The organism is Streptomyces rubellomurinus (assembly GCF_000961885.1).
Lineage (GTDB): Bacteria > Actinomycetota > Actinomycetes > Streptomycetales > Streptomycetaceae > Kitasatospora > Kitasatospora rubellomurina.
In genome coordinates, this window is record NZ_JZKH01000032.1 from 42,999 (window position 1) to 63,841 (window position 20,843).

A 20,843-nucleotide genomic window follows, 5' to 3' on the forward strand; every position below is an offset into this window, starting at 1 on the left:
CCGGACATGGGACTGCCGGTTCGGAAGGCCCCCCGCCACCCCGGCCTGCCGATCCAAGGGAGCCTCCCGGGCCCCGGGAAGCACCCCCGCGGAGCCCCGCCGAAGGGCCCGCCGTACCCCTAAAGTAGGCAGGCATGCAGGTCATCCAATCCAGCAAGCTCGCCAACGTCTGCTACGACATCCGCGGCCCGGTGCTCGACGAGGCGATGCGGCTGGAGGACCAGGGCCACCGCATCCTCAAGCTCAACACCGGCAACCCGGCCACCTTCGGGTTCGAGGCGCCGCCGGAGATCCTCCAGGACATCCTGCGCAACCTCGCCACCGCGCACGGCTACGGCGACTCCAAGGGCCTGCTCTCGGCGCGCCGCGCCGTCGTCATGCACTACGAGGACCGCGGCCTGCACGGCCTCTCCGTCGACGACGTCTTCCTGGGCAACGGCGTCTCCGAACTGATCCAGTTGGCCATGACCGCGCTGCTGGACGACGGCGACGAGGTGCTCGTCCCCGCGCCGGACTACCCGCTGTGGACGGCCTCGGTCTCGCTGGCCGGCGGCACCGCCGTGCACTACCGCTGCGACGAGCAGTCCGAGTGGTACCCGGACCTCGCCGACATCGAGGCCAAGGTCACCGACCGCACCCGCGCCATCGTGGTGATCAACCCGAACAACCCGACCGGCGCGGTCTACCCGCGCGAGGTGCTGGAGGGCATCGTCGAGATCGCCCGCCGGCACCAGCTGGTGGTCTACGCGGACGAGATCTACGACAAGATCCTCTACGACGACGTCGAGCACGTCCCGCTGGCCACCCTGGCACCGGACCTCTTCTGCGTCACCTTCAACGGCCTGTCCAAGGCGTACCGGGTCGCGGGCTTCCGCTCCGGCTGGATGGTGCTCTCCGGCGACCGGTCCCGGGCCCGCAGCTACATCGAGGGCCTGACCGTGCTCGCCTCGATGCGGCTGTGCGCCAACATGCCGGCCCAGCACGCGGTGGCCGCCGCGCTCGGCGGCCGGCAGTCGATCAAGGACCTGGTCCTGCCCGGCGGCCGGCTACTGGCCTCGCGCGACGCCGCGTACGAGCTGCTGAACCAGATCCCGGGCGTCAGCTGCGTCAAGCCGAAGGGCGCGCTGTACGCGTTCCCCCGGCTGGATCCGAAGGTCCACAAGATCAAGGACGACGCCCGGATGGTGCTCGACCTGCTGCGCTCCCAGCGCATCCTGCTGGTCCAGGGCACCGGCTTCAACTGGCCCGAGCCGGACCACTTCCGGCTGGTCACGCTGCCCCGGGCGGAGGAGATCACCGAGGCGGTGACCCGGATCGGCGACTTCCTCGGCGGCTACACCCAGCCGTAGGAAGTAAAAGGGGAAAGCACTACGGCCGGAGTCCCGGCCCGGGCGGTCTCCTTGGTCGGGGAAAGACCGTCCGGCGGAACTCCGGCCGTCCTGTCGCTCGGCGGGCGCGCGGTTCGTGCCGCGCGCCCGCCTCCGCTCGGCCGAGGCTCAGGCTCAGCCGAGGCGCGCGACCAGGTTCCGGTACTCGTCCCACAGCTCCTTCGGCGTGTGCTCGCCGAACAGCTCCAGGTGGGCCGGCACGAGCGCGGCCTCCTGGCGCCAGATGTCGGCGTCCACGGTGAAGAGCAGGTCGAGGTCCTCCTCGGACAGCTTCAGGTCGCCGAGGTCGAAGCCCTCGACGGTCGGCAGCACGCCGATCGGGGTCTCGACGCCCTCGCCGGTGCCCTCCAGGCGCTCGACGATCCACTTGAGCACGCGGCTGTTCTCGCCGTAGCCGGGCCAGACGAACTTGCCCTCGGCGTTCTTGCGGAACCAGTTGACGTAGTAGATCTTCGGCAGCTTGGCGGCGTCCGCCTGGGCGCCGACCTTCAGCCAGTGGGCGAAGTAGTCGCCCATGTTGTAGCCGCAGAACGGCAGCATCGCGAACGGGTCGCGGCGCAGCTCGCCCACGGTGCCCTCGGCGGCGGCGGTCTTCTCGGAGGCGATGTTGGCGCCGAGGAAGACGCCGTGCTGCCAGTCGAAGGACTCGGTCACCAGCGGGACGGCGGTGGCGCGGCGGCCGCCGAACAGGATCGCCGAGATCGGCACGCCCGCCGGGTCCTCCCACTCCGGGGCGATGGTCGGGCACTGCGCGGCCGGGACGGCGAAGCGGGCGTTCGGGTGGGCGGCCGGGGTGCCGGACTCCGGGGTCCAGTCGTTGCCGCGCCAGTCGGTGAGGTGCGCCGGGGGCTCCTCGGTCAGGCCCTCCCACCACACGTCGCCGTCGTCGGTGAGGGCGACGTTGGTGAAGACGGTGTTGCCCCAGAGGGTGTCGATGGCGTTGGCGTTGGTGTCCACGCCGGTGCCGGGGGCGACGCCGAAGAAGCCGGCCTCGGGGTTGATGGCGTACAGGCGGCCGTCCGCGCCGAAGCGCATCCAGGCGATGTCGTCGCCGATCGTCTCGACCTTCCAGCCCGGAACGGTGGGCTGGAGCATGGCGAGGTTGGTCTTGCCGCAGGCCGAGGGGAAGGCGGCCGCGACGTACTTCGGCTGCGACTCGCCCGAGGGGCCGGCCGGCGGGGTGAGCTTCAGGATCAGCATGTGCTCGGCCAGCCAGCCCTCGTCGCGGGCCATGGTCGAGGCGATGCGCAGCGCGTAGCACTTCTTGCCGAGCAGGGCGTTGCCGCCGTAGCCGGAGCCGAAGGACCAGATCTCACGGGTCTCCGGGAAGTGCGAGATGTACTTGGTGGTGTTGCACGGCCACGGCACGTCCGCCTGGCCCTCGGCGAGCGGGGCGCCGACGGTGTGCACGGCCTTGACGAAGTCGCCGTCCTCGCCGAGCTGGTCCAGCACGGCCTGGCCCATGCGGGTCATCACGCGCATGGAGACGGCGACGTAGGCGGAGTCGGTGATCTCGACGCCGTACGCGGCCAGCGGGGAGCCGACCGGGCCCATCGAGAAGGGCACGACGTACATGGTGCGGCCCTTCATGGCGCCGCGGAACAGGCCCTCGGTGCCCTGGAAGAGCTCCCGCATCTCGGCGGGGGCCTTCCAGTTGTTGGTGGGGCCGGCGTCCTTCTCCTGCTCGGAGCAGATGAACGTGCGGTCCTCCACGCGCGCCACGTCCGTCGGGTCCGAGGCGGCGTAGTAGGAGTTGGGGCGCTTCTCCTCGTTGAGCTTCTTGAAGGTGCCCTGAGCGACCAGCAGGTCCGCGAGGCGCTGGTACTCCTCGTCGGAGCCGTCGCACCACTCGATGCGGTCCGGCTGGGTCAGCTCGGCGATCTCGCTCACCCAAGCGAGCAGCTGCTTGTGGCGGGTGGGCGCGGATGCGCTGAGAGCAGAGATCTCGTACGACACGATCGCTCCGTTTCACGCCATCTCGTCGAAGAGGCGGCGTAGCGGGGGTCTGAGGGTGCTTGCAGCGTAGCCCCGGGTGTTCGAGCTGAATGCGGCAGCTCGGCGATATTGACGCATCTTTTACTACAGTCAGTACTATTACCAGCCAGTAACAGCTCGTCGACGTCCGGCCCGGAGTGCGCGGCGCCACACTTCGAACACTCCAAAACGTCCAAGAGTGACTATCACCACTTCACTACGCGCCAGTAACCTACGGAGGCGTAGGTAACGGGTAGCATGCAGCGCATGACTGCTGCTGCGCTCGGGGAGAGCCCCGCGGAGGATCCGACCCGAACCGGCCCCGCGGAGGGCGGCCTCCCGGACACCGGGGAGGGCAAGCCGAAGTGGCGCGGCTGGCTGCACGCCGGGATGTTCCCCGCCACCGTCGCCGCCGGGATCGTGCTGATCTGCCTGGCCGACTCACCGCGCGCCAAGGCCGCCTGCGCGGTCTACTCGGTCAGCGCCTGGCTGCTGTTCGGGGTCAGCGCGGTCTACCACCGCTTCACCTGGGGGCCGCGCGGCGACGCGATCCTGCGCCGCCTGGACCACGCGAACATCTTCCTGATCATCGCGGGCACCTACACCCCGTTCACCATCCTGCTGCTGCAGGGCGGCAGCCGGCAGGTGCTGCTCTGGGCGGTCTGGGGCGGGGCGCTCGCCGGGATCGCGTTCCGGGTGTTCTGGGTCGGCGCGCCGCGCTGGCTGTACACGCCGGTGTACCTCGCGCTGGGCTGGGCCGCCGCCTTCTTCCTGCCGGACTTCCTGCACACCGGGGGCGTCGCGGTGCTGGTGCTGATGATCGTCGGCGGGGTGCTCTACAGCGTCGGCGGCGTGGTGTACGGCCTCAAGCGCCCCAACCCCTCACCGCGCTGGTTCGGCTTCCACGAGGTGTTCCACGCCTTCACCCTCGGCGCCTTCATCGTGCAGTACGTCGGCGTCTCACTGGTGGCGTACAGCACGGCCGGCTGAACCCGGCGTCCCACGACGGGCGGTCGCGCGGTCCACGGACCGGGCGGCCGCCCGTTCGGCCGTCCAGGGCCGCTCGTACGGGGCCCGGCCCTGCGGGCGGTGCGGGTACGGCGGGCGGGCGGCCTCGCCGAGCCCGGGCAGCGGCTCCGCCGGGGGCGCCGACTCCGGACGCGGCTCCGGCCGCTCGACCCGGCCGGCCCGGCCGCGCGCCTGGCGGGCGTCCAGCGCCTCGCGGGCCCGGCGGCAGCGCTCGCAGTGCGCGGCGTCCGGGGTGCCCCGGCGCGGGCGGTGACCGGACTCCGGCGCCGGCGACCGGTGCAGCGCGCGCCAGCGGCGGGCGACGTAGACCATCAGCAGCAGGGTCTCGACCCCGGCGACCGTCAGGACCAGCAGGGCGCCGTTGATCAGATAGGCCGCGACCACGGCCAGCGCGGAGGCCACCACCACCGCCCCGCCCCACACCTGGGCGCTCGCCCGCACCTCGTCACTGTCGGCCACTTCGGCTCCCCTTTCCCGGCGCCGGGCTCGTGGTCGGCCCTGGCCGCCCCACCCCTTCTCCGCTCTCGGCACGCGTCGGCCAGCACTGACCGATTGCCACATGGTATCTACCGTCCGTCACTCCAGGCTGCCCCGAGGCGGCGAACGACAGATCAACGTTGCGTCAATTCCGTGTGCGGAAGCAGCACTTCCAGGACACATCACCGTATGCGATCGAATCGTCACGAGTCCACGCATTGACGGCCGGGACCTTTTGGGAGTTACTCTCATTTGACAGAGACTCCTATGTCTCCTCCCTCGACTCCCGCCGGAGGTCAGTCGTGTCCACCGCACCCCCCGCAGCCGAGAACGCCGCCGAAACCGCCGCCGAAACCGCGCCCGGGAACGCCGCCGGCGCCGAGGCGAACCCGCGCCGGCGGCTGGCCCTGGTCGCCGTCGCCCTGAGCGTCCTGGTGATCAGCTTCGACATGACGATCCTCAACGTCGCCCTGCCCACCATGGCCGCCCAGCTGCACGCCACCACCGGGCAGCAGCAGTGGATCGTCGACGCCTACACCGTGGTCTTCGCCGCCGCCATGCTCCCGGCCGGGCTGCTCGGCGACCGGTTCGGCCGCCGCCGCACCCTCACCACCGGCCTCGCCCTGTTCGGCCTGGCCTCGATGGTCGGCATGGTCACCACGTCCCCCGGCACGCTGATCGCCGCCCGCGCCGCGATGGGCCTGGCCGGCGCGCTCGTCATGCCGATGTCCCTGGCCGTCATCCCCGGCCTCTTCCCGGCCGCCGAGCAGCGCCGGGCCACCTCGGTGCTCGCCGCCTCGCTCGCCGCCGGCGCCCCGCTCGGACCGCTGATCGGCGGCTTCCTGCTCCAGCACTTCTGGTGGGGCTCGGTGTTCGCGATCAACGTCCCGCTCACCGCGATCGGCATCGCCGCCTGCGTCCTGCTGCTGCCGGAGACCCGCAACCCCGCCGCACCCCGGATCGACCTGCTCGGCACGCTGCTCGCCGCCGCCGGGCTCAGCGCCCTCACCTACGGGATCATCGAGGGCGCCGACCGCGGCTGGAGCGACCCGCTGGTGCTCGGCACGCTCGCCGGCTCGGTGCTCGCCCTCGCCGCGCTCGTCCGGCGCAGCCACCGGCAGAGCGACCCGATGCTCGACCTCGCGCTGCTCGCCGACCCCTCCTACCGCTGGTCCGCCATCGCCGCCACGCTGATCTCGGTCGTCCTGTTCGGCGCCTTCTTCGTCCTGCCCCTCTACTTCCAGAGCGTGCTCGGCACCGACGCCCTCGGCTCCGGGCTGCGGCTGATGCCGATGATGCTCGGCCTGATGGTCGCCGCCAGGCTCACCGAGCGGCTGGTAGTGCGGCTCGGCACCCGCGCGGTGGTCGCGACCGGGCTGGCCCTGCTCGCCGCCGCCCTCCTCTTCGGCAGCCGGACCGGCCCCGCGGACGGGTACGGGCGGGCCGCGGTCTGGCTCGGCGTGCTCGGCTTCGGGATGGGCCTGTCGCTGATCACCGCCCAGGCCTCCGCCCTGGCCACCCTGCCGCCCGCCCGGGCCGGGGTCGGCTCCGGGCTGCTGCAGACCCTGCGGCAGGTCGGCGGCGCGATCGGCGTCGCCGCCTTCGGCAGCCTGCTCGCCGGCGCCTACCGGGGCGCGCTGGACACCGGCGCGCTGCCCGCCGAGGCGGCGCGGCAGGCCGGGAAGTCGGTGGTCGCCGCCGACGCCGTCGCCGCCCGGAGCGAGGGCGGGGCCGCGCTCAGCGCCTCCGCGCACGCGGCGTACGTGCACGGGATGGCGCTGGTGCTGCTGGTCGCCGGGATCGTCGCGGTGCTCTCGGCGGTGCTGATCGCGGCCCGGATGCCGGCGGGCGGGCCGCCGGCCCAGGAGGCCGGGGCGGGAATCGAGCCCGGGGCGGGAGTCGAGCCCGCCGCCGTCGAAGATCGCCGATAATCGGGTCATGAACGCCACGCAGCCGACCGCGGCCCTCCCGGACGCCCCGACCAACCCGGTCCAGGCCCTGCTGGAGGCGCCGCTGTCGCTGCGCGAACGCAAGAAGCTGAAGACCCGGCAGACCATCCGGCGCGAGGCGTACCGCCTGTTCGCCGAGCAGGGTTACGAGAGCACCACGGTGGAGCAGATCGCCGCCGCCGCCGAGGTCTCCCCCTCCACCTTCTTCCGCTACTTCGCCACCAAGGACGACCTCGTCCTCACCGACGAGTACGACCCGGCGATGATCGCCGCCCTGCTGGCGCGCCCCGCCGACGAGCCCTTCCTCACCTCCTGCCGGGAGGCGCTCATCGGGCTGATCCGCCAACTGCTCCAGCACGAGCGGCAGGAACTGCTCATCCGGATGCGGCTGGTCACCGAGGTGCCCGCGCTCCGCGCCGGGCTGCACCGGGCCGACCACAGCCCGGCGGCGCTCTACCTGGCCATCCTGCTGCGGCGGGCCGGCGTCGAGGAGCCCAGCTACGACATGCGGATCACCGCCGCCGCGATCGGCGCCGCGTCCACCGAGGCCGTGCTGTGCTGGGCGGCGGGCGGCGGCGAGCAGGACATCGCGGAGCTGGTCGACCACGCCTTCGCGCTGCTGGAGAGCGGCTTCGCCGGGGTGTGACGGTGGGCGGACGCGGTGCGGGGCCCGGCTCCTTCGCCGGGCCCCGCCGTCCCGCCAGGTCCGCTAGCTGCGGCGGGACCGGCGCCGCAGCGCCGCGCCCGTGCCGGCCAGCGCGGTGGCGCCCAGGGCCGCGGCCGCCGTCACCGCGGGCAGCGCCGAGCCGCCGCCCGCCGCCGGGGCGGCCGCCGCCTCCACCTGGTAGCCGCCGCCCTCGCCGGACCGGTCGTACGCCGAGCCGGGCAGCTTGTCGCCGTACCGCTGGTGCACCAGCTGCTGGTACCGGGCCAGCGACACCCCGTCCGTGCCGACCGAGCGCCGGGCCTCGTCGTCCAGCGGGAGCACCCGGCCGTCGCGCAGCACGTACCAGGCGTTGATCTGCGGCTCGCGGAAGGCCGTGCCGCCACCGCCGCTCGCCGCCTTCGCCGCGTAGTCGCTCTCGTCGCCGCCGGAGGCGATGTTCACGACCCGCCAGCCGTCGCCCTGCCGGACCGTCCAGACCGAGGCGCTCTGCCCGTCCGCCGCGGTCACCTTGCTGGCCGTGAACTCGGCCTTCGCCACCGGCGCACCGGCGGTGCCGGCCACGAAGCCGGCGTCCAGGGTGTACACCGGCACGGTGTCCCCGGTCAGCCGGGGCGCCGACGCGGCCGCCGCCTTCACCTCCTCGGCCGCGCCGATGGTCAGCTGCTGGGTCGGCGGGACGCCCTTGCGGGCGAAGAACCGGCCGACCTGGTCGAGCACCGCCGGGTCCTGCACCGCGCCGCGCGCCCGGGCCAGGTCGGCGGCGGGCACCGGCGCCGGGGCGGCGGTCGCGGGGGCGGCGGTCCGGGGGTCGTCGTCGGCCTGCGCGGCCGGGGCGAGCGCCAGGCCGAGGCCGGCCGCGAGGAGGACGGCGACGGCGGCCCGGCGGATGCTGTTCAGCTCGGTCATGGTCGCCACCTCACGCGCCGATCCGGTAGAGGGAGTGGGTCCACGAGAACGTGTCGTTGTTCACGTAGTACGAGTAGTCCGCCCAGTTGTAGCGGTAGTTGGACGGCCACGGGTCGCCCCAGTAGATCCAGTTGTTGCCGGTGTCGTAGCCGTAGACGACGTGCATGTGCCCGCCGCCCGAGCTCCACTGGATGCGCGTCTCGATCGGCCGGTTCGCGTTCACCTCGGTCTGCACGGTGGAGTAGCGCAGGTAGCCGGTGACGTACGAGCCTGGGTTGATGCCGACCCAGTCCAGGCCGTTCTGCACATCGGCCAGCGTGGCCTGGCTGTTGGGGCAGCCGGAGTCGATCGAGCGGCCGAACGCGGCGTTGCAGAACTGGTTCTGGCTGTAGTTGTAGCCGAACCAGGTGGCGATCGTGTTGCCGCTCGCCGCCCAGCACCAGTTGGTCTGCTGTTGCTGCTGCATGGTGATGTTGAGCTTCTTGAAGGTGCCGGCCAGGTCGGCCGTGCTGCCGGGCGCGGCGGCCTGACGGACCTTCGCCGGGGCCCGGTCGGCGGCCGACGCGTGGGGGGCGTCGGCGGCGACGGCCGGGGCGGCCACCGCCGCGGTGAGCGCCGGGCCCAGCACGCCGAGGGCGAGCAGGGCGACCGCGCGGCGCAGCCGTGTCCGGGGAACGGGTGTTGCTGGCATGGGGGATGCCTCCTTGCACGAGCGGAGCGAGGTGCTGTGGGGGGGCGCGGTCCGGATCGCGCCATGAGCATCGCGCCGTTGTCGGAGGATGGTCAACGGGTGCCGCGGGTACCGGTGTTGGGGTGTGAACGGGCGGCAACAGGTGTGAACGCCGCCCGGCGAAGCCGCTGGTGGGGCGCCCGGACCAGTGACAAACAGCCGTCCGGATGTGAATATTCACGGTCAAAAGCCGGTCTGCCCGCGCCGCGCCCCCAGGAGGCAGCCATCCGCCGCAGCGACCCCGCCGACCTCGCCGCCGCCCTGCGCTCCGGCCCGTTCCACCTCGCCCTGCGCACCGCCATCGCCGCCCGCGGCCTCACCCTGCACCGCGTCCGCCGCCATCTCGCCCTGCGCGGCGTCAACGTCGGCCTCACCAGCCTCAGTTACTGGCAGCAGGGCCGCCGCCGCCCGGAACGCCCCGAGTCCCTGCGCGCCGTCGCCGCCCTCGAGGACGTCCTCGACCTGCCCGAGCACTCCCTCACCCGGCTGCTCGGCCCGCGCCGCGCGGCCGCCGACCCGGCCGGCCCGCCCGTGCGCCCGTACCGCGACCTGATCGCCCCGGCCGCCGCCGTCGACGACCTGCTCGCCACCATCTCCGGCCCGCGCGACACCGGCCTGCACACCATCACCCACATCGAACGCATCCGGATCGGCCCCGACCGCCGCCTCACCCGCCGCGACTCCCAGCACGCCCTGCGCGCCCACCGCGACGGCATCGACCGCTACCTCGCCCTCTACCAGGGCGACCCGGGCAGCGACATCGGCCTGGTCGGCGTCCGCGCCGAGGAGAACTGCCGCCCCGGCCGGATCCGCCGCGACCGGGCCCACCACCTGCTCCTCGCCGAGCTCCTGCTCGACCGGCGCCTGCGCGCCGGCGACACCCACCTGCTCGGCTACGGCTTCGACGACGCCCCCGCCCCCGAGCCCAGCGACGAGTACGTCCGCGGCTTCAACTCCGGCGCCGGCCAGTACGTCCTGCAGGTCACCTTCCACCCCGCCGCCCTGCCCGTGCGCTGCCAGCGCTTCGCGCTCCACTCGCCCGGCGAGGACCCGTACGAGACCGAGGAGTTGACCCTCGACGGGCACCACTGCGTGCACCTGGTGGCGACGGCGCTGCGGCCGTGCCTGCTGGGGGTCCGGTGGGACTGGGAGTGAGGCCGCGCTACGCCGGGGCGAAGTCCAGGACCAGGATGTCCTCCACCGGCCGGTAGCCGATCTGCCGGTAGACGGAGTTGCTGGTCGGGTTGGCGACGTCGGTGTACAGCAGCACCTCCTCGGCGCCCTCGGTGAGGGCGTGGGCGGAGGCGGCGGCGGTGACGGCGCCGGCGTAGCCGCGCCGCCGGTGCTCGGCCGGGGTGTAGACCGGGCCGACCCGGGACATGCCGGCGATGATCGGGCTGGTGCCGGCCAGGGCGACGGGCCGGCCGCCGTCCTCCCAGAGGTGGACGCCGCCGGCGGCGATCTTCTCGTCCACCGCCCGTGGCACGTCGGGCAGGACGACCTCGACCTCGGCCAGGAAGTCCCGGTACCAGCGGACCACCAGCTCCCGGTCGGCCGGTGCGGCGAGCCGGTGGCGCCCGGCCGGTGGGCGCGGCGGGTCGGTCAGCCGGCCGAGCCGGTACAGCCGCTCCTGGACGCGGACGGACGGCGTGGTGCCGGTGGCGGCCGTCCAGGCACCGCTGAAGGCGCGGACCGCGCCGGTGGCCCCGCTGACCCCGGCCACCTCGGTGAACCCGCTCCCGGCCGCCGCGAGTTCGACGGCGAGCTCGGCGGCCGCCCGCTCCGGCATCCGGGAGAGCCGGGGGTCGAACGGCGGGGTCTGCAGGAAGGCGCCCTCGACCGGGCCGTCCGGCGCCGCCCGCCACCAGCCGAAGACGGGCGGCCCGCCGAACACGTCCAGCCCGGCCTCGGCGAGCCGGTGGGAGATGGTGAGCAGCACGGTGTTCTCGGCCGGGTGGGCGGCCAGGAAGGCCCCGGCCTCGGCGCGGAACGCGTCCAGGGAGGTGGTGAGGGTCCAGGTCATGGCCCATCCTCGCCCCGGCGCACCGGCTCCCGCCAGCAGTTATTCGGCGTCCGGCCGCCCGACGACCACGCCCAGCCGCTCGGCGAGCGCCGCCGGATCGGTGGTCGGCACCTCGCAGGCGAAGTGCCGGCAGACGTAGGCGGCGGGCGCGCCGCCGACCAGCGGCCGGTCGGCCAGCAGCGGCACCTCGGGCTCCGCCGCCCCGGCGGGCTCGCCGACCGCGAGCACCGCCCCCGGGGCCGTCCCGAGCAGCGCCGCCCGGCGCAGCGCGGCGGTGGCCGGGTGGTCGGCGGGGCCGACGACGGCGATCTCGCGCGGCCCGTCCAGCAGCGCCTCGGCGACGGCGAGCCCCCAGCCGATGAAGCGGGGCGCCCGCGCGGCGAGCGCGCCGACGATGCCGAGGGCCCGCTCGGCGGCGGTGCGGTGCCGGTCGGAGCCGGTGTACGCGGCGTAGCCGAGCAGCGCGCCGGCGGCGGCGGTCCAGCCGGACGGGGTGGCGTTGTCGGTCGGGTCCTGCGGGCGGCGGATGAGCTCCTCGGCGTCGTCGGCGGTGTCGTAGAGGGCGCCGGAGACCTCGTCGGTGAAGTGCTTGAGCACGGTGTCGAGCAGCCCGCCGGCCAGCTGCAGCCAGGCGGCGTCGCCGGTGACGGCGTACAGCGCGAGGAAGCCCTCGGCGGTGTCGGCGTAGTCCTCCAGGACGCCCGCGTTGTCGCCGGCCCGGCCGTCGCGGGAGGTGCGCAGCAGCCGCCCGTCCGGGGTGAGGTGGACGGCGAGCAGCAGGTCGGCGGCGCGTTCGGCGGCCTCGACGAGGTCGGGCCGCTCCAGCAGGGCGCCGGCCTCGGCGAGGGCGGCGATGGCGAGGCCGTTCCAGGCGGCGACCACCTTGTCGTCGCGGGCGGGTGCGGGCCGGTCCGCCCGGGCCCGCAGCATCCGCTCGCGGATCTCCTCGTACTGGGCGAAGTCCTCGGGTTCGTCGAGGAGTTGGAGCACGGAGGTGCCGTGCTCGAAGGTGCCGTCCGCGGTCACCGTGAACAGCCGGGCGGCGGTGGCGGCGTCGGCGGGCCCGAGCAGGTCGACCAACTGGCCGGGCTCCCACACGTAGTAGGCCCCTTCGGCGGTGGCGCCGGTCTCCTCGTCCAGGCTGTCGGCGTCCAGCGCGGAGGCGAACGCGCCTTCGGGCGTGCGGAGTTCGCGCAGCAGGAAGTCCGCGGTGGACAGCGCCACCCGGCGGGCGAGCGGGGAGCCGGTGGCCCGCCACAGGTGCAGGTAGGCGCGCAGCAGCAGCGCGTTGTCGGACAGCATCTTCTCGAAGTGCGGCACCACCCAGCCGGCGTCCACCGCGTACCGGGCGAAGCCGCCGCCGAGCTGGTCGTGGAGGCCGCCGCGGGCCATCGCCTCGCCGGTGCGGACGGCCATCTCCAGCGCCGCCTCCGAGCCGGTGCGGGCGTGGTGGCGCAGCAGGAACTCGACCGTCATGGCCGGCGGGAACTTGGGCGCGCCGCCGAAGCCGCCGTGGCGCTGGTCGAAGTCCCGGCTGAGCCCGACGAGCGCCTGGTGCAGGTCGGCGTCCGCGGGCGGGTGGTGCGCGCCCGCCGAGTAGACGGACGCCCGTTCGGCCAGGTCGGCCCGGATCCGCCCGGCGACCTCGGCGACCTCCTCCCGCCGGTCCCGCCAGGCGGCGTCCACGCCCTCCAGCACCTGCCGGAAGGACGGCATCCCGTGCCGGGGCCGCGGCGGGAAGTAGGTGCCGAAGTAGAACGGCTCCTTGCCGGGCGTGAGGAACACCGTCATCGGCCAGCCGCCCTGCCCGGTGGCCGCCTGCACGGCCTCCATGTACACGGCGTCGACGTCCGGCCGCTCCTCGCGGTCCACCTTGACGGCGACGAACCGCTCGTTCAGGTACTCCGCGAGCCCGGCGTCCTCGAAGCTCTCGTGCGCCATCACGTGGCACCAGTGGCAGGCGGCGTAGCCCACGCTCAGCAGGACCGGCACGCCCCGCCGTTCGGCCTCCGCGAAGGCCTCGGGCCCCCACGGCCACCAGTCGACCGGGTTGTCGGCGTGCTGCTGCAGGTACGGCGAGGTCGCGTCCGCGAGACGGTTCGGCATGCCCCCATCCTCGCGCATCGGCGTCCCGGTCAGGGCGTGTCGCGCGAGTCCGGTCCCGGCCCGGCGAATTGTCGGTTCATCGACTCGGTGCGGGGAGCGCGGCGCCGGTGAGGGCGAGGGCCGCGTCGAGCAGCGCGGAGGTCAGGGTGGGGAGCTGCTCGGGGGACTCGCGCAGCAGGAACAGCCAGGCGAAGACGGGGCCGACGAGCAGGGCGTTGAGGGCGGCCGGGTCGGGGCGGACGGCGAGTTCGCCGCGCGCGGTCGCGCGGTCCAGGATCTCGGCGAGGGTCTGGCGCTGGAACCCGAGGTACCGCTCGACGAACCGGTCCCGCAGGGCGGGGTCGGCGTGGACGTCGGCCAGCAGGCCGGGGACCGTCCCGCCCGGCGGGGAGGCCATGGTGTCCGCGATCTCGGCGATCACGGCGGCCAGGTCGGCGCGGAGCGAGCCGCGGTCGGGCGCCACGGCCAGGAACTTGTCGGGCAGCAGGACGTCGAAGATCATCTCCTGCTTCGTGGCGTGGCGGCGGTAGATCGCGGCCTTGCCGACGCCGGCCCGCGCGGCCACTTCGGCCATCGTGAGCCGCGTGTACCCCACCTCGGTCAGCAGCTCTCGGACGGCGGAGGCGATGGCCTCGTCGACGCGGCTGTCACGGGGGCGGCCCCCCTGGGTGCGAGCTTGCTTCCGAACAGACATAGGTGCAACATACAGAACCAGGAGTATCGAAACCAGTAGTTCCAAAACTGCTGGTTCCGTATCCACCGGTGCGACCGCGAACCGACGCACCACCCCAGCCGACTGGGCACGAAGGCTCGGAAAGGTTTGACCGATGCGAATCCCGAAAGCGGCCCACACCGCGCAGCCGTGGCGGATCCACGAGTTCACCCGCGACTTCCGGATCGACGACGTGTGGTCCTTCCGCACGCCCGACGCCGGGCCCGAGGACTTCCCGGTGATGGTCGCGGCGCTGAAGAAGGCCTACGACACCCGCCCGGCCCCGGCCGCGGTCAACTTCCTCTTCGCGGTGCGCTGGAAGCTCGGCGAGATCTTCAACTGGGACACCCCGGGAGAGGGCTTCGGCGGACGGGTGCCCTCGCTGACCAGCCGCCTCCCGGAGGAGCTCGCCCGGACCAAGAGCGACATGATCCCCGCCACGGACCCGTTCAGCGAGGTGTACCAGACCGACACCGAGGCGGCCCGCGAGCTGGGCAACTTCACCGTCCACACGATCATGCACCTGGGCTGGGTGCAGACGAAGGACGGCCAGTACGAGCTGCGCATGGCGGCGCTGGTCAAGCCCAACGGGCTGTTCGGGAAGGCCTACATGGCCTTCATCCTCCCGTTCCGGTACCTCGTCATCTACCCGGCGCTGACCCGCTCGTGGGAGAAGGCCTGGATGGACTTCGGCCGCCCGAACCGCAAGGCCCTGCAGGACGAGCGGGGAGAGTCCGCCGACCGGGACTGACCCGGACCGGGGCCTCCCGGGCCCGTCGCCGGCCGCCGCCACCGCCCTCGGTGTCGGCGGCCGGCGCGTTTCGTTTCCCGGTACCGCACGATCATCCGGCGCCGGCGGTTCGACGCGCGGGCGATGTCGACAGGTTTCTGCCACGGTGAAGTGCCCCGCGGCCGCCGCACGAAGATCCTCACGCGAACTCCGCACGCGGCGTCGCCCTCCCGCCACGCACCGGACACCGCACGGCCGAACGCGCTCAGCCTTCCGGCCATGAACGCCTTCGCGAATTCGGCCCTACCAAATGAAGCGGCCGCATATTCGCCCCCGACTGTCAGGTTCGGGACGCGCGAGTGTCCGAAGTTGGCAGGTTCTGGCCATAGTCAGTCACACATCTATCGAAATCTGCTAGATCTTGTGTCTGCCGTCTCGACCAGCGAAGACCGGCATTCGGGGATGGGGGAAGTGCCTCGGCCATCGGCCCATTAGGCACCGGATCTTGTACATCAGCACCGGGGGCGCGGTCAATGACGACTACTTCGCCCTCATAGCGGCGCGTTCCCGAAATGAACCCCACGCAGGGCCGAACGCCGTTGAGTTCATCGAAACCGAGTTTCATTGAGGTGCGAGGGAAAGCATGACGACGGAGACTGACGAGCAGCAGGAGAAGCTTCTCCGGTACCTCAAGAAGTCCGTAATCGAACTCAACGAGACGCGGGCCCTCCTACGGGAAACGGAAGAGCGCGCGACCGAGCCGCTCGCGGTGGTCGGCATGAGCTGCCGCTACGCCGGCGCGGATTCCCCGGACGAACTCTGGGACGTGGTCGCCGAGGGCCGGGACGCGATATCCGGATTCCCGCTCGACCGCGGCTGGAACCTCGAGCGGCTCTACGACCCGGACCCGGACCGGCTCGGCGCCAGCTACACCCGCGCGGGCGGCTTCGTCCCCAGCGCCACGGCCTTCGACGCCGACTTCTTCGGGATCAGCCCGCGCGAGGCGCTGTCCATGGACCCGCAGCAGCGGCTGCTGCTGGAGCTGTCCTGGGAGGCGTTCGAGGACGCCGGCATCGACCCGGCCTCGCTGCGCGGCAGCGACACCGGCGTCTACACCGGCGTCGGCCCGTCCGACTACGCGGCCGTACCGGCCGGCGCGGCGCCGCAGATCGAGGGCCTGCGGCTGACCGGCGGCACGACCAGCGTGGTGTCGGGCCGGGTCGCCTACACCTTCGGCCTGGAGGGGCCGGCGCTGTCCGTGGACACCGCGTGCTCCTCCTCGCTGGTGGCCCTGCACCTGGCCGCGCAGGGCCTGCGCACCGGGGAGTGCTCGCTGGCCCTGGTCGGCGGCGTGACGGTGCTGGCCGGGCCGACCCTGTTCGTGGACTTCAGCCGGCAGCGCGGCCTGGCGCCGGACGGCCGGTGCAAGCCCTACGCGGCCGCCGCCGACGGCACCGGCTTCTCCGACGGCGCCGGCGTGGTCGTGCTGGAGCGGCTGTCGGACGCGCGGCGCAACGGCCACCGGGTGCTGGCCGTACTGCGCGGCAGCGCCGTCAACCAGGACGGCGCCAGCAACGGCCTGACCGCCCCCAACGGCCCCTCGCAGGAACGCGTGATCCGCCAGGCGCTGGCCAACGCCGGGGTGTCGGCGGCGGACGTCGACGCGGTCGAGGGCCACGGCACGGGCACCCAGCTGGGCGACCCGATCGAGGCCCAGGCCCTGCTGGCCACCTACGGCCAGGAGCGCGAGCACGGCCCGCTGTGGCTGGGCTCGATCAAGTCGAACATCGGGCACGCCTCCGCCGGCGCCGGCATGGCCGGCGTGATCAAGATGGTGCAGGCGCTGCGCCACGAGGCGCTGCCCGCCACCCTGCACGTGGACAAGCCCTCGCCGCACGTGGACTGGGAGTCCGGCGGCGTCGAGCTGCTGACCGAGATGCGGGCGTGGAAGGCCGGCGAGCGGCCGCGCCGGGCCGGGGTGTCCGCGTTCGGCGTCGGCGGCACCAACGCCCACGTGATCCTGGAGGAGGCGCCGGCCGAGGAGCCCGCCGACTCCGCCGAGGCCGTCGAGCCGACCCCGGTCACCGAGCTGCCGACGGTGCCGGTCCTGGTGTCCGGTCGCGGCGCGGCGGCCCTGCGGGCCCAGGCCGAGCGGCTGCGGGCCGGCATCCTGGCCCGCCCCGAACTCACCGTCGCCGAGGTCGGGTTCTCCTCCGCGACGACCCGGGCGCACCTCGACCAGCGGGCCGTCGTCCTGGCGTCCGACCGCGAGACGCTGCTGTCCCGGCTGGCCGAGCTGGCCACCGGCGAGTCGTCGACCGCCGCGGCCGAGGGCCGGGTGCTCACCGCCGGCGCCCTGCCGGTGTTCGTGTTCCCGGGGCAGGGCGCGCAGTGGGAGGGGATGGCGGTCGAACTGCTGGACTCCTCCCCGGTGTTCGCCCGCGAGATCGCGGCGTGCGGGGACGCCCTGGCCGAGTTCGTCGACTGGCGGCTGGAGGACGTGCTGCGCGGCGCCGAGGCCGCGCCCACGTTCGACCGGGTCGACGTGGTGCAGCCCGCCCTGTGGGCCGTGATGGTGTCGCTCGCGGCGCTGTGGCGCTCCTACGGCGTCGAGCCGATGGCCGTGGTCGGCCACTCGCAGGGCGAGATCGCCGCAGCCGTGGTGGCCGGCGGGCTGTCGCTGGCCGACGGCGCCCGGGTGGCCGCGCTGCGGTCGCGGGCCATCGCCGAGCGGCTCGCCGGGCGCGGCGGCATGGTGTCCGTCCAGGCGACGGTCGGGCGGGTCGAGGAGCTGATCGCCCCGTCCGAGGGCCGGGCGTCGATCGCCGCGGTGAACGGCCCGTCCGCCGTGGTGGTCTCCGGAGAGCCGGGCGCCCTGGACGACCTGATCGCGGCCTGCGAGCGCGAGCAGGTGTGGGCCCGGCGGATCGCCGTGGACTACGCCTCGCACTCGGCGCAGGTGGAGAGCATCGAGGACGAACTGGCGAAGGTGCTGGGCCCGGTGGCCCCGGTGCCGGGCTCGGTCCCGTTCTACTCCACGGCGGTGGGCGACTTCGTCGACACCACCGTGCTCGACGGCGGGTACTGGTACCGGAACCTGCGCGGGCGGGTCGGCTTCGAACCGGCCATCCGGGCGCTGATCGACAACGGCGCCGGCTGCTTCCTGGAGATGTCGCCGCACCCGGTGCTGGCCATCGCGGTGGAGAACACCGTCGCCGACCACGGCGCCGACGCCCGGGTGGGCGTCGTCGGGTCGCTGCGGCGGGACGAGGGCGGTTTCGAGCGGTTCGCCTCCTCGCTGGCCGAGGCCCACGTCGCCGGTGTGTCCGTCGACTGGTCGGCGGTCTTCGCGGGCACCGGCGCGCGCGCCGTGCCGCTGCCGACCTACGCCTTCCAGCACCACCGGTACTGGCTGACCACGGGCACCGGCGGCGCGGACGCCGCGGCCCTCGGGATGCGCCCGGTGGACCACCCCGTCCTCGGCGCGGCCGCGCGGGTCGGGGACCGGGACGAGTGGGTCTACACCGGCCGGATCTCCCCCGACGCGCAGCCGTGGATCCGCGACCACGTGGTCTTCGGCATCTCCATCGCCCCCGGCACCGCCCTGGTGGAACTGGCGCTGGCGGCGGGTACCGGGGTCGGCTTCGGCACCCTGGACGAGGCCGTGCTGGAGGCGCCGCTCGTCCTCGACGACGAGGCGGGCTGCCGGATCCAGGTGACCGTCGGCGCCCCGGAGGAGGACGGGCGCCGCGAGGTCGCGGTGTACTCGACCCCGGACGCCGGACCGGACGACGAGGCCCCCGAGCCGGTCTGCCACGTGCGCGGCTGGCTGAGCGACGAGCCCGCCGCGCCCGCGCCGCGCCCGGCGCAGTGGCCGCCGGCGGGTGCCGAGCCGATCGCGGTGGACACCCTCTACGACCGGATGGCGCTCGCCGGGCTCGACTACGGCCCGCTGTTCAAGGGCATCCGGGCCGCCTGGCGGGTCGGGACCGAGATCTGCACCGAGGTGGCGCTGCCCGACGACGCCGACGACGCGGGCTTCGTGCTGCACCCGGCCCTGCTCGACGCCGCGCTGCAGGGCGCGCTGGTCGACAAGGACCCGAACGCCGCGGTGGAGATGCCGTTCACCTGGACCGGGGTGCGCTCCGGCCGCCGGGTGCGCTCGGCCCGGGTGCGGATCACCACGTCCGCCGAGACCGGCCTGCACGTCGAGCTGTCCGACGAGGCCGGCGAGCCGGTGCTGAGCATCGGCGGCCTGGTGTACCGGACGGTCGACGCGGCGCAGCTCGAAGCGGTGCGCGGCGGCGGGCCCGACTCGCTGTACGGCGTCGAGTGGGTGCCCGTCCCGCTGGGGCAGGCCGAACCGGCGGGCCTGGTCCGCGTGGGCTGGGACGGCGCGGACGGCTTCGCCGACCTGGCCGCGGTGGAGCGGGCGGTCGCCGAGGGCACGGGAGCCCCGGACGCCGTCCTGGTCCGGATCGCGCCGGCGAGCGCCGACGCTCCGCCCGCGGCGGCCCGCGAGAGCGCCGAGCGGATGCTCGCCACGCTGCAGCGCTGGCTGGCCAGTGCCGAGCTGGACGGGACCCGGCTGGTCGCGGTCACCCGCGGCGCGGTGGCGCTCGACGGCGAGACGCCGGACATCGCCCAGGCCTCGGCCTGGGGTCTCGCGCGCAGCGTCCAGACCGAGCACCCGGGCCGGATCGTGCTCGTCGACCTCGACGACGACCGGGCCGACGTGCCGTGGGACGCCCTGCTGGCCGCCGACGAGCCGCAGTTGGCCGTCCGGGCCGGCCAGGTGTCGGCGCCGCGACTGGCCCGCGTGCCCGCGGTCGCCGAGGACCCGCTGCGCGGGCTCGACCCGGACGGCACCGTGCTGGTCACCGGCGGCACCGGCGGCCTGGGCGTGGTGTTCGCCCGTCACCTGGCGGCCGTGCACCGCGTCCGCAACCTGGTGCTGGTCAGCCGGCGCGGCCCCGCCGCGGACGGCGCCGCCGAGCTGGCGGCCGAACTGACCGAGCTCGGCGCGCGGGTGCGGATCGAGGCCTGCGACATCGGCGACCGGGACCAGGTCACCGCGCTGCTGGACTCGCTGGAGGCCCCGCTCACCGCGGTCGTGCACTCCGCCGGTGTGCTCGCGGACGGCGTGATCGAGTCGGTGACCCCGGAGCAGCTCGCCGAGGTCATGCGGCCGAAGGTCGACGCGGCCTGGCTGCTGCACGAACTGACCGCGGACGCGAAGCTGTCGGCGTTCGTGCTGTTCTCCTCGGGCGCCTCGCTGTTCGGCAACCCGGGGCAGGCCTGCTACGCCGCCGCGAACGGCGGTCTCGACGCGATGGCCCAGCGGCTGCGGGCGGACGGCGTGCCGGCCACCTCGCTGGCCTGGGGTCTGTGGGGCGACGGCGCCGGCATGGCCGGCCGCCTCGACAGCACCAACGTGGCCCGCATCGAGGACGCCGGCGTGGCCCTGCTGCCGGTCGACCGCGGCCTGGCGCTGTTCGACTACTCGCTGCGGCTCGACGCCGGGCTGCTGGCCCCCGTCCAGCTGGACATGGCCGCGCTGCGGGCCCAGGCCCGGACCGGCTCGCTGCCCGCGCTGCTGCGCGGACTCGTCCGGGTGCCGGCCAAGACCGCCGAGGCGGCGGGCGGTTCGCTCGCGCAGCGGCTGGCCGGGGTGGCCGAGGAGGACCGCGAGCAGCTGGTCCTGGAGCTGGTGCAGGGGCAGGTCTCGGCCGTGCTCGGCCACGAGTCGGCGGCCGCGATCGAGCCCGAGCGGGCGTTCAAGGACATGGGCTTCGACTCGCTGGCCAGCGTCGGCCTGCGGAACCGGCTCAACAAGATCACCGGCCTGCGGCTGCCCGCCACCCTGGTCTTCGACCACCCGAACGCGGCGGCGGTCACCCGGTACCTGCTGGAGTCCGTCGAGCCCGAGGCCGCGACCGGCGGCCGGGCCGACGACGACACCGCCGAGATCCGCGCGGTGCTCGCCTCGATCCCGGTCGAGCGGCTGCGCCAGGCCGGGCTGCTGGACACCTTGTTCGATCTGGCGCGCGGCGACGTGCCCGAGGAGGAGACCGAGGACGGTGACGCCGAGTCGGTCGACGACCTCGACGCGGAAGCACTGATCCGGATGGCCCGAGGGGACCGGTAGGACA

Annotated in this window: 14 protein-coding genes; 7 read left to right on the forward strand and 7 right to left on the reverse strand. The window is 74.0% G+C overall.

What is annotated here, in order from left to right; translation table 11 throughout:
• Nucleotides 1–134 precede the first annotated feature (134 nt).
• Nucleotides 135–1,349 (forward strand): pyridoxal phosphate-dependent aminotransferase, encoded by a 1,215-nt coding sequence (locus tag VM95_RS17410; RefSeq protein WP_045697711.1) that lies wholly within the window; start codon nucleotides 135–137, stop codon nucleotides 1,347–1,349.
• A gap of 153 nt (nucleotides 1,350–1,502) precedes the next feature.
• Here the strand turns inward: VM95_RS17410 and VM95_RS17415 are convergent, their stop codons facing one another.
• Nucleotides 1,503–3,344 (reverse strand): phosphoenolpyruvate carboxykinase (GTP), encoded by a 1,842-nt coding sequence (locus VM95_RS17415; protein WP_045697713.1) that lies wholly within the window; start codon nucleotides 3,342–3,344, stop codon nucleotides 1,503–1,505.
• Nucleotides 3,345–3,629: 285 nt separating this feature from the next.
• Between VM95_RS17415 and trhA the strand changes: the two genes are divergently transcribed.
• Nucleotides 3,630–4,352 carry a PAQR family membrane homeostasis protein TrhA gene (trhA, locus tag VM95_RS17420; protein ID WP_045697751.1) on the forward strand — a complete coding sequence of 241 codons (723 nt, stop codon included), beginning with the start codon at nucleotides 3,630–3,632 and terminating at the stop codon, nucleotides 4,350–4,352.
• Here the strand turns inward: trhA and VM95_RS17425 are convergent.
• Nucleotides 4,323–4,850 carry a hypothetical protein gene (locus VM95_RS17425; protein WP_045697714.1) on the reverse strand — a complete coding sequence of 176 codons (528 nt, stop codon included), beginning with the start codon at nucleotides 4,848–4,850 and terminating at the stop codon, nucleotides 4,323–4,325. The two genes, trhA and VM95_RS17425, sit on opposite strands and share 30 nt — an antisense overlap.
• A gap of 320 nt (nucleotides 4,851–5,170) precedes the next feature.
• Here VM95_RS17425 and VM95_RS17430 point away from each other — a divergent pair, with 320 nt between their 5' ends.
• Complete coding sequence (locus VM95_RS17430) at nucleotides 5,171–6,799, forward strand: MFS transporter (RefSeq protein WP_078860048.1); 1,629 nt, start codon at nucleotides 5,171–5,173, stop codon at nucleotides 6,797–6,799.
• Between the two features lie 7 nt (nucleotides 6,800–6,806).
• Nucleotides 6,807–7,463: a TetR family transcriptional regulator gene (locus tag VM95_RS17435; protein ID WP_045697716.1), complete on the forward strand. Its 657-nt coding sequence runs from the start codon at nucleotides 6,807–6,809 to the stop codon at nucleotides 7,461–7,463.
• Between the two features lie 63 nt (nucleotides 7,464–7,526).
• On the opposite strand, the gene VM95_RS17440 is transcribed toward VM95_RS17435, so the two are convergent.
• Nucleotides 7,527–8,390: a hypothetical protein gene (locus tag VM95_RS17440; protein ID WP_045697755.1), complete on the reverse strand. Its 864-nt coding sequence runs from the start codon at nucleotides 8,388–8,390 to the stop codon at nucleotides 7,527–7,529.
• 10 nt (nucleotides 8,391–8,400) lie between these two features.
• A complete protein-coding gene (locus VM95_RS17445; RefSeq protein ID WP_078860050.1) occupies nucleotides 8,401–9,081 on the reverse strand; it encodes a papain-like cysteine protease family protein in 681 nt (226 codons plus the stop codon).
• 234 nt (nucleotides 9,082–9,315) lie between these two features.
• Here VM95_RS17445 and VM95_RS17450 point away from each other — a divergent pair, with 234 nt between their 5' ends.
• On the forward strand, nucleotides 9,316–10,275 hold the full coding sequence (locus VM95_RS17450; protein WP_425265318.1) for a hypothetical protein: 960 nt from the start codon (nucleotides 9,316–9,318) through the stop codon (nucleotides 10,273–10,275).
• Between the two features lie 7 nt (nucleotides 10,276–10,282).
• On the opposite strand, the gene VM95_RS17455 is transcribed toward VM95_RS17450, so the two are convergent.
• The 3 genes from VM95_RS17455 to VM95_RS17465 all read right to left on the reverse strand — a co-directional run bounded on the left by VM95_RS17455 (nucleotide 10,283) and on the right by VM95_RS17465 (nucleotide 13,943).
• Nucleotides 10,283–11,143 (reverse strand): GNAT family N-acetyltransferase, encoded by an 861-nt coding sequence (locus tag VM95_RS17455; protein WP_045697718.1) that lies wholly within the window; start codon nucleotides 11,141–11,143, stop codon nucleotides 10,283–10,285.
• A gap of 39 nt (nucleotides 11,144–11,182) precedes the next feature.
• Nucleotides 11,183–13,249, reverse strand: coding sequence for a thioredoxin domain-containing protein (locus VM95_RS17460; RefSeq protein ID WP_045697720.1), 2,067 nt, complete (start codon nucleotides 13,247–13,249; stop codon nucleotides 11,183–11,185).
• Between the two features lie 76 nt (nucleotides 13,250–13,325).
• Nucleotides 13,326–13,943: a TetR/AcrR family transcriptional regulator gene (locus tag VM95_RS17465; protein ID WP_045697722.1), complete on the reverse strand. Its 618-nt coding sequence runs from the start codon at nucleotides 13,941–13,943 to the stop codon at nucleotides 13,326–13,328.
• Nucleotides 13,944–14,076: 133 nt separating this feature from the next.
• Between VM95_RS17465 and VM95_RS17470 the strand changes: the two genes are divergently transcribed.
• Nucleotides 14,077–14,712 carry a DUF2867 domain-containing protein gene (locus tag VM95_RS17470; protein WP_045697723.1) on the forward strand — a complete coding sequence of 212 codons (636 nt, stop codon included), beginning with the start codon at nucleotides 14,077–14,079 and terminating at the stop codon, nucleotides 14,710–14,712.
• A gap of 748 nt (nucleotides 14,713–15,460) precedes the next feature.
• Complete coding sequence (locus tag VM95_RS17475) at nucleotides 15,461–20,839, forward strand: type I polyketide synthase (RefSeq protein WP_482259460.1); 5,379 nt, start codon at nucleotides 15,461–15,463, stop codon at nucleotides 20,837–20,839.
• The last annotated feature ends 4 nt before the right edge of the window (nucleotides 20,840–20,843 follow it).

Excerpts from the sequence above, each read along its gene's own strand:
- VM95_RS17410 (WP_045697711.1), top strand. The coding sequence starts at position 135 with ATGCAGGTCATCCAATCCAGCAAGCTCGCCAACGTCTGCTACGACATC.
- trhA (WP_045697751.1), top strand. The coding sequence starts at position 3,630 with ATGACTGCTGCTGCGCTCGGGGAGAGCCCCGCGGAGGATCCGACCCGA.
- VM95_RS17435 (WP_045697716.1), top strand. The coding sequence starts at position 6,807 with ATGAACGCCACGCAGCCGACCGCGGCCCTCCCGGACGCCCCGACCAAC.
- VM95_RS17440 (WP_045697755.1), bottom strand. The coding sequence starts at position 8,390 with ATGACCGAGCTGAACAGCATCCGCCGGGCCGCCGTCGCCGTCCTCCTC.
- VM95_RS17445 (WP_078860050.1), bottom strand. The coding sequence starts at position 9,081 with ATGCCAGCAACACCCGTTCCCCGGACACGGCTGCGCCGCGCGGTCGCC.
- VM95_RS17455 (WP_045697718.1), bottom strand. The coding sequence starts at position 11,143 with ATGACCTGGACCCTCACCACCTCCCTGGACGCGTTCCGCGCCGAGGCC.
- VM95_RS17460 (WP_045697720.1), bottom strand. The coding sequence starts at position 13,249 with ATGCCGAACCGTCTCGCGGACGCGACCTCGCCGTACCTGCAGCAGCAC.
- VM95_RS17465 (WP_045697722.1), bottom strand. The coding sequence starts at position 13,943 with ATGTCTGTTCGGAAGCAAGCTCGCACCCAGGGGGGCCGCCCCCGTGAC.
- VM95_RS17470 (WP_045697723.1), top strand. The coding sequence starts at position 14,077 with ATGCGAATCCCGAAAGCGGCCCACACCGCGCAGCCGTGGCGGATCCAC.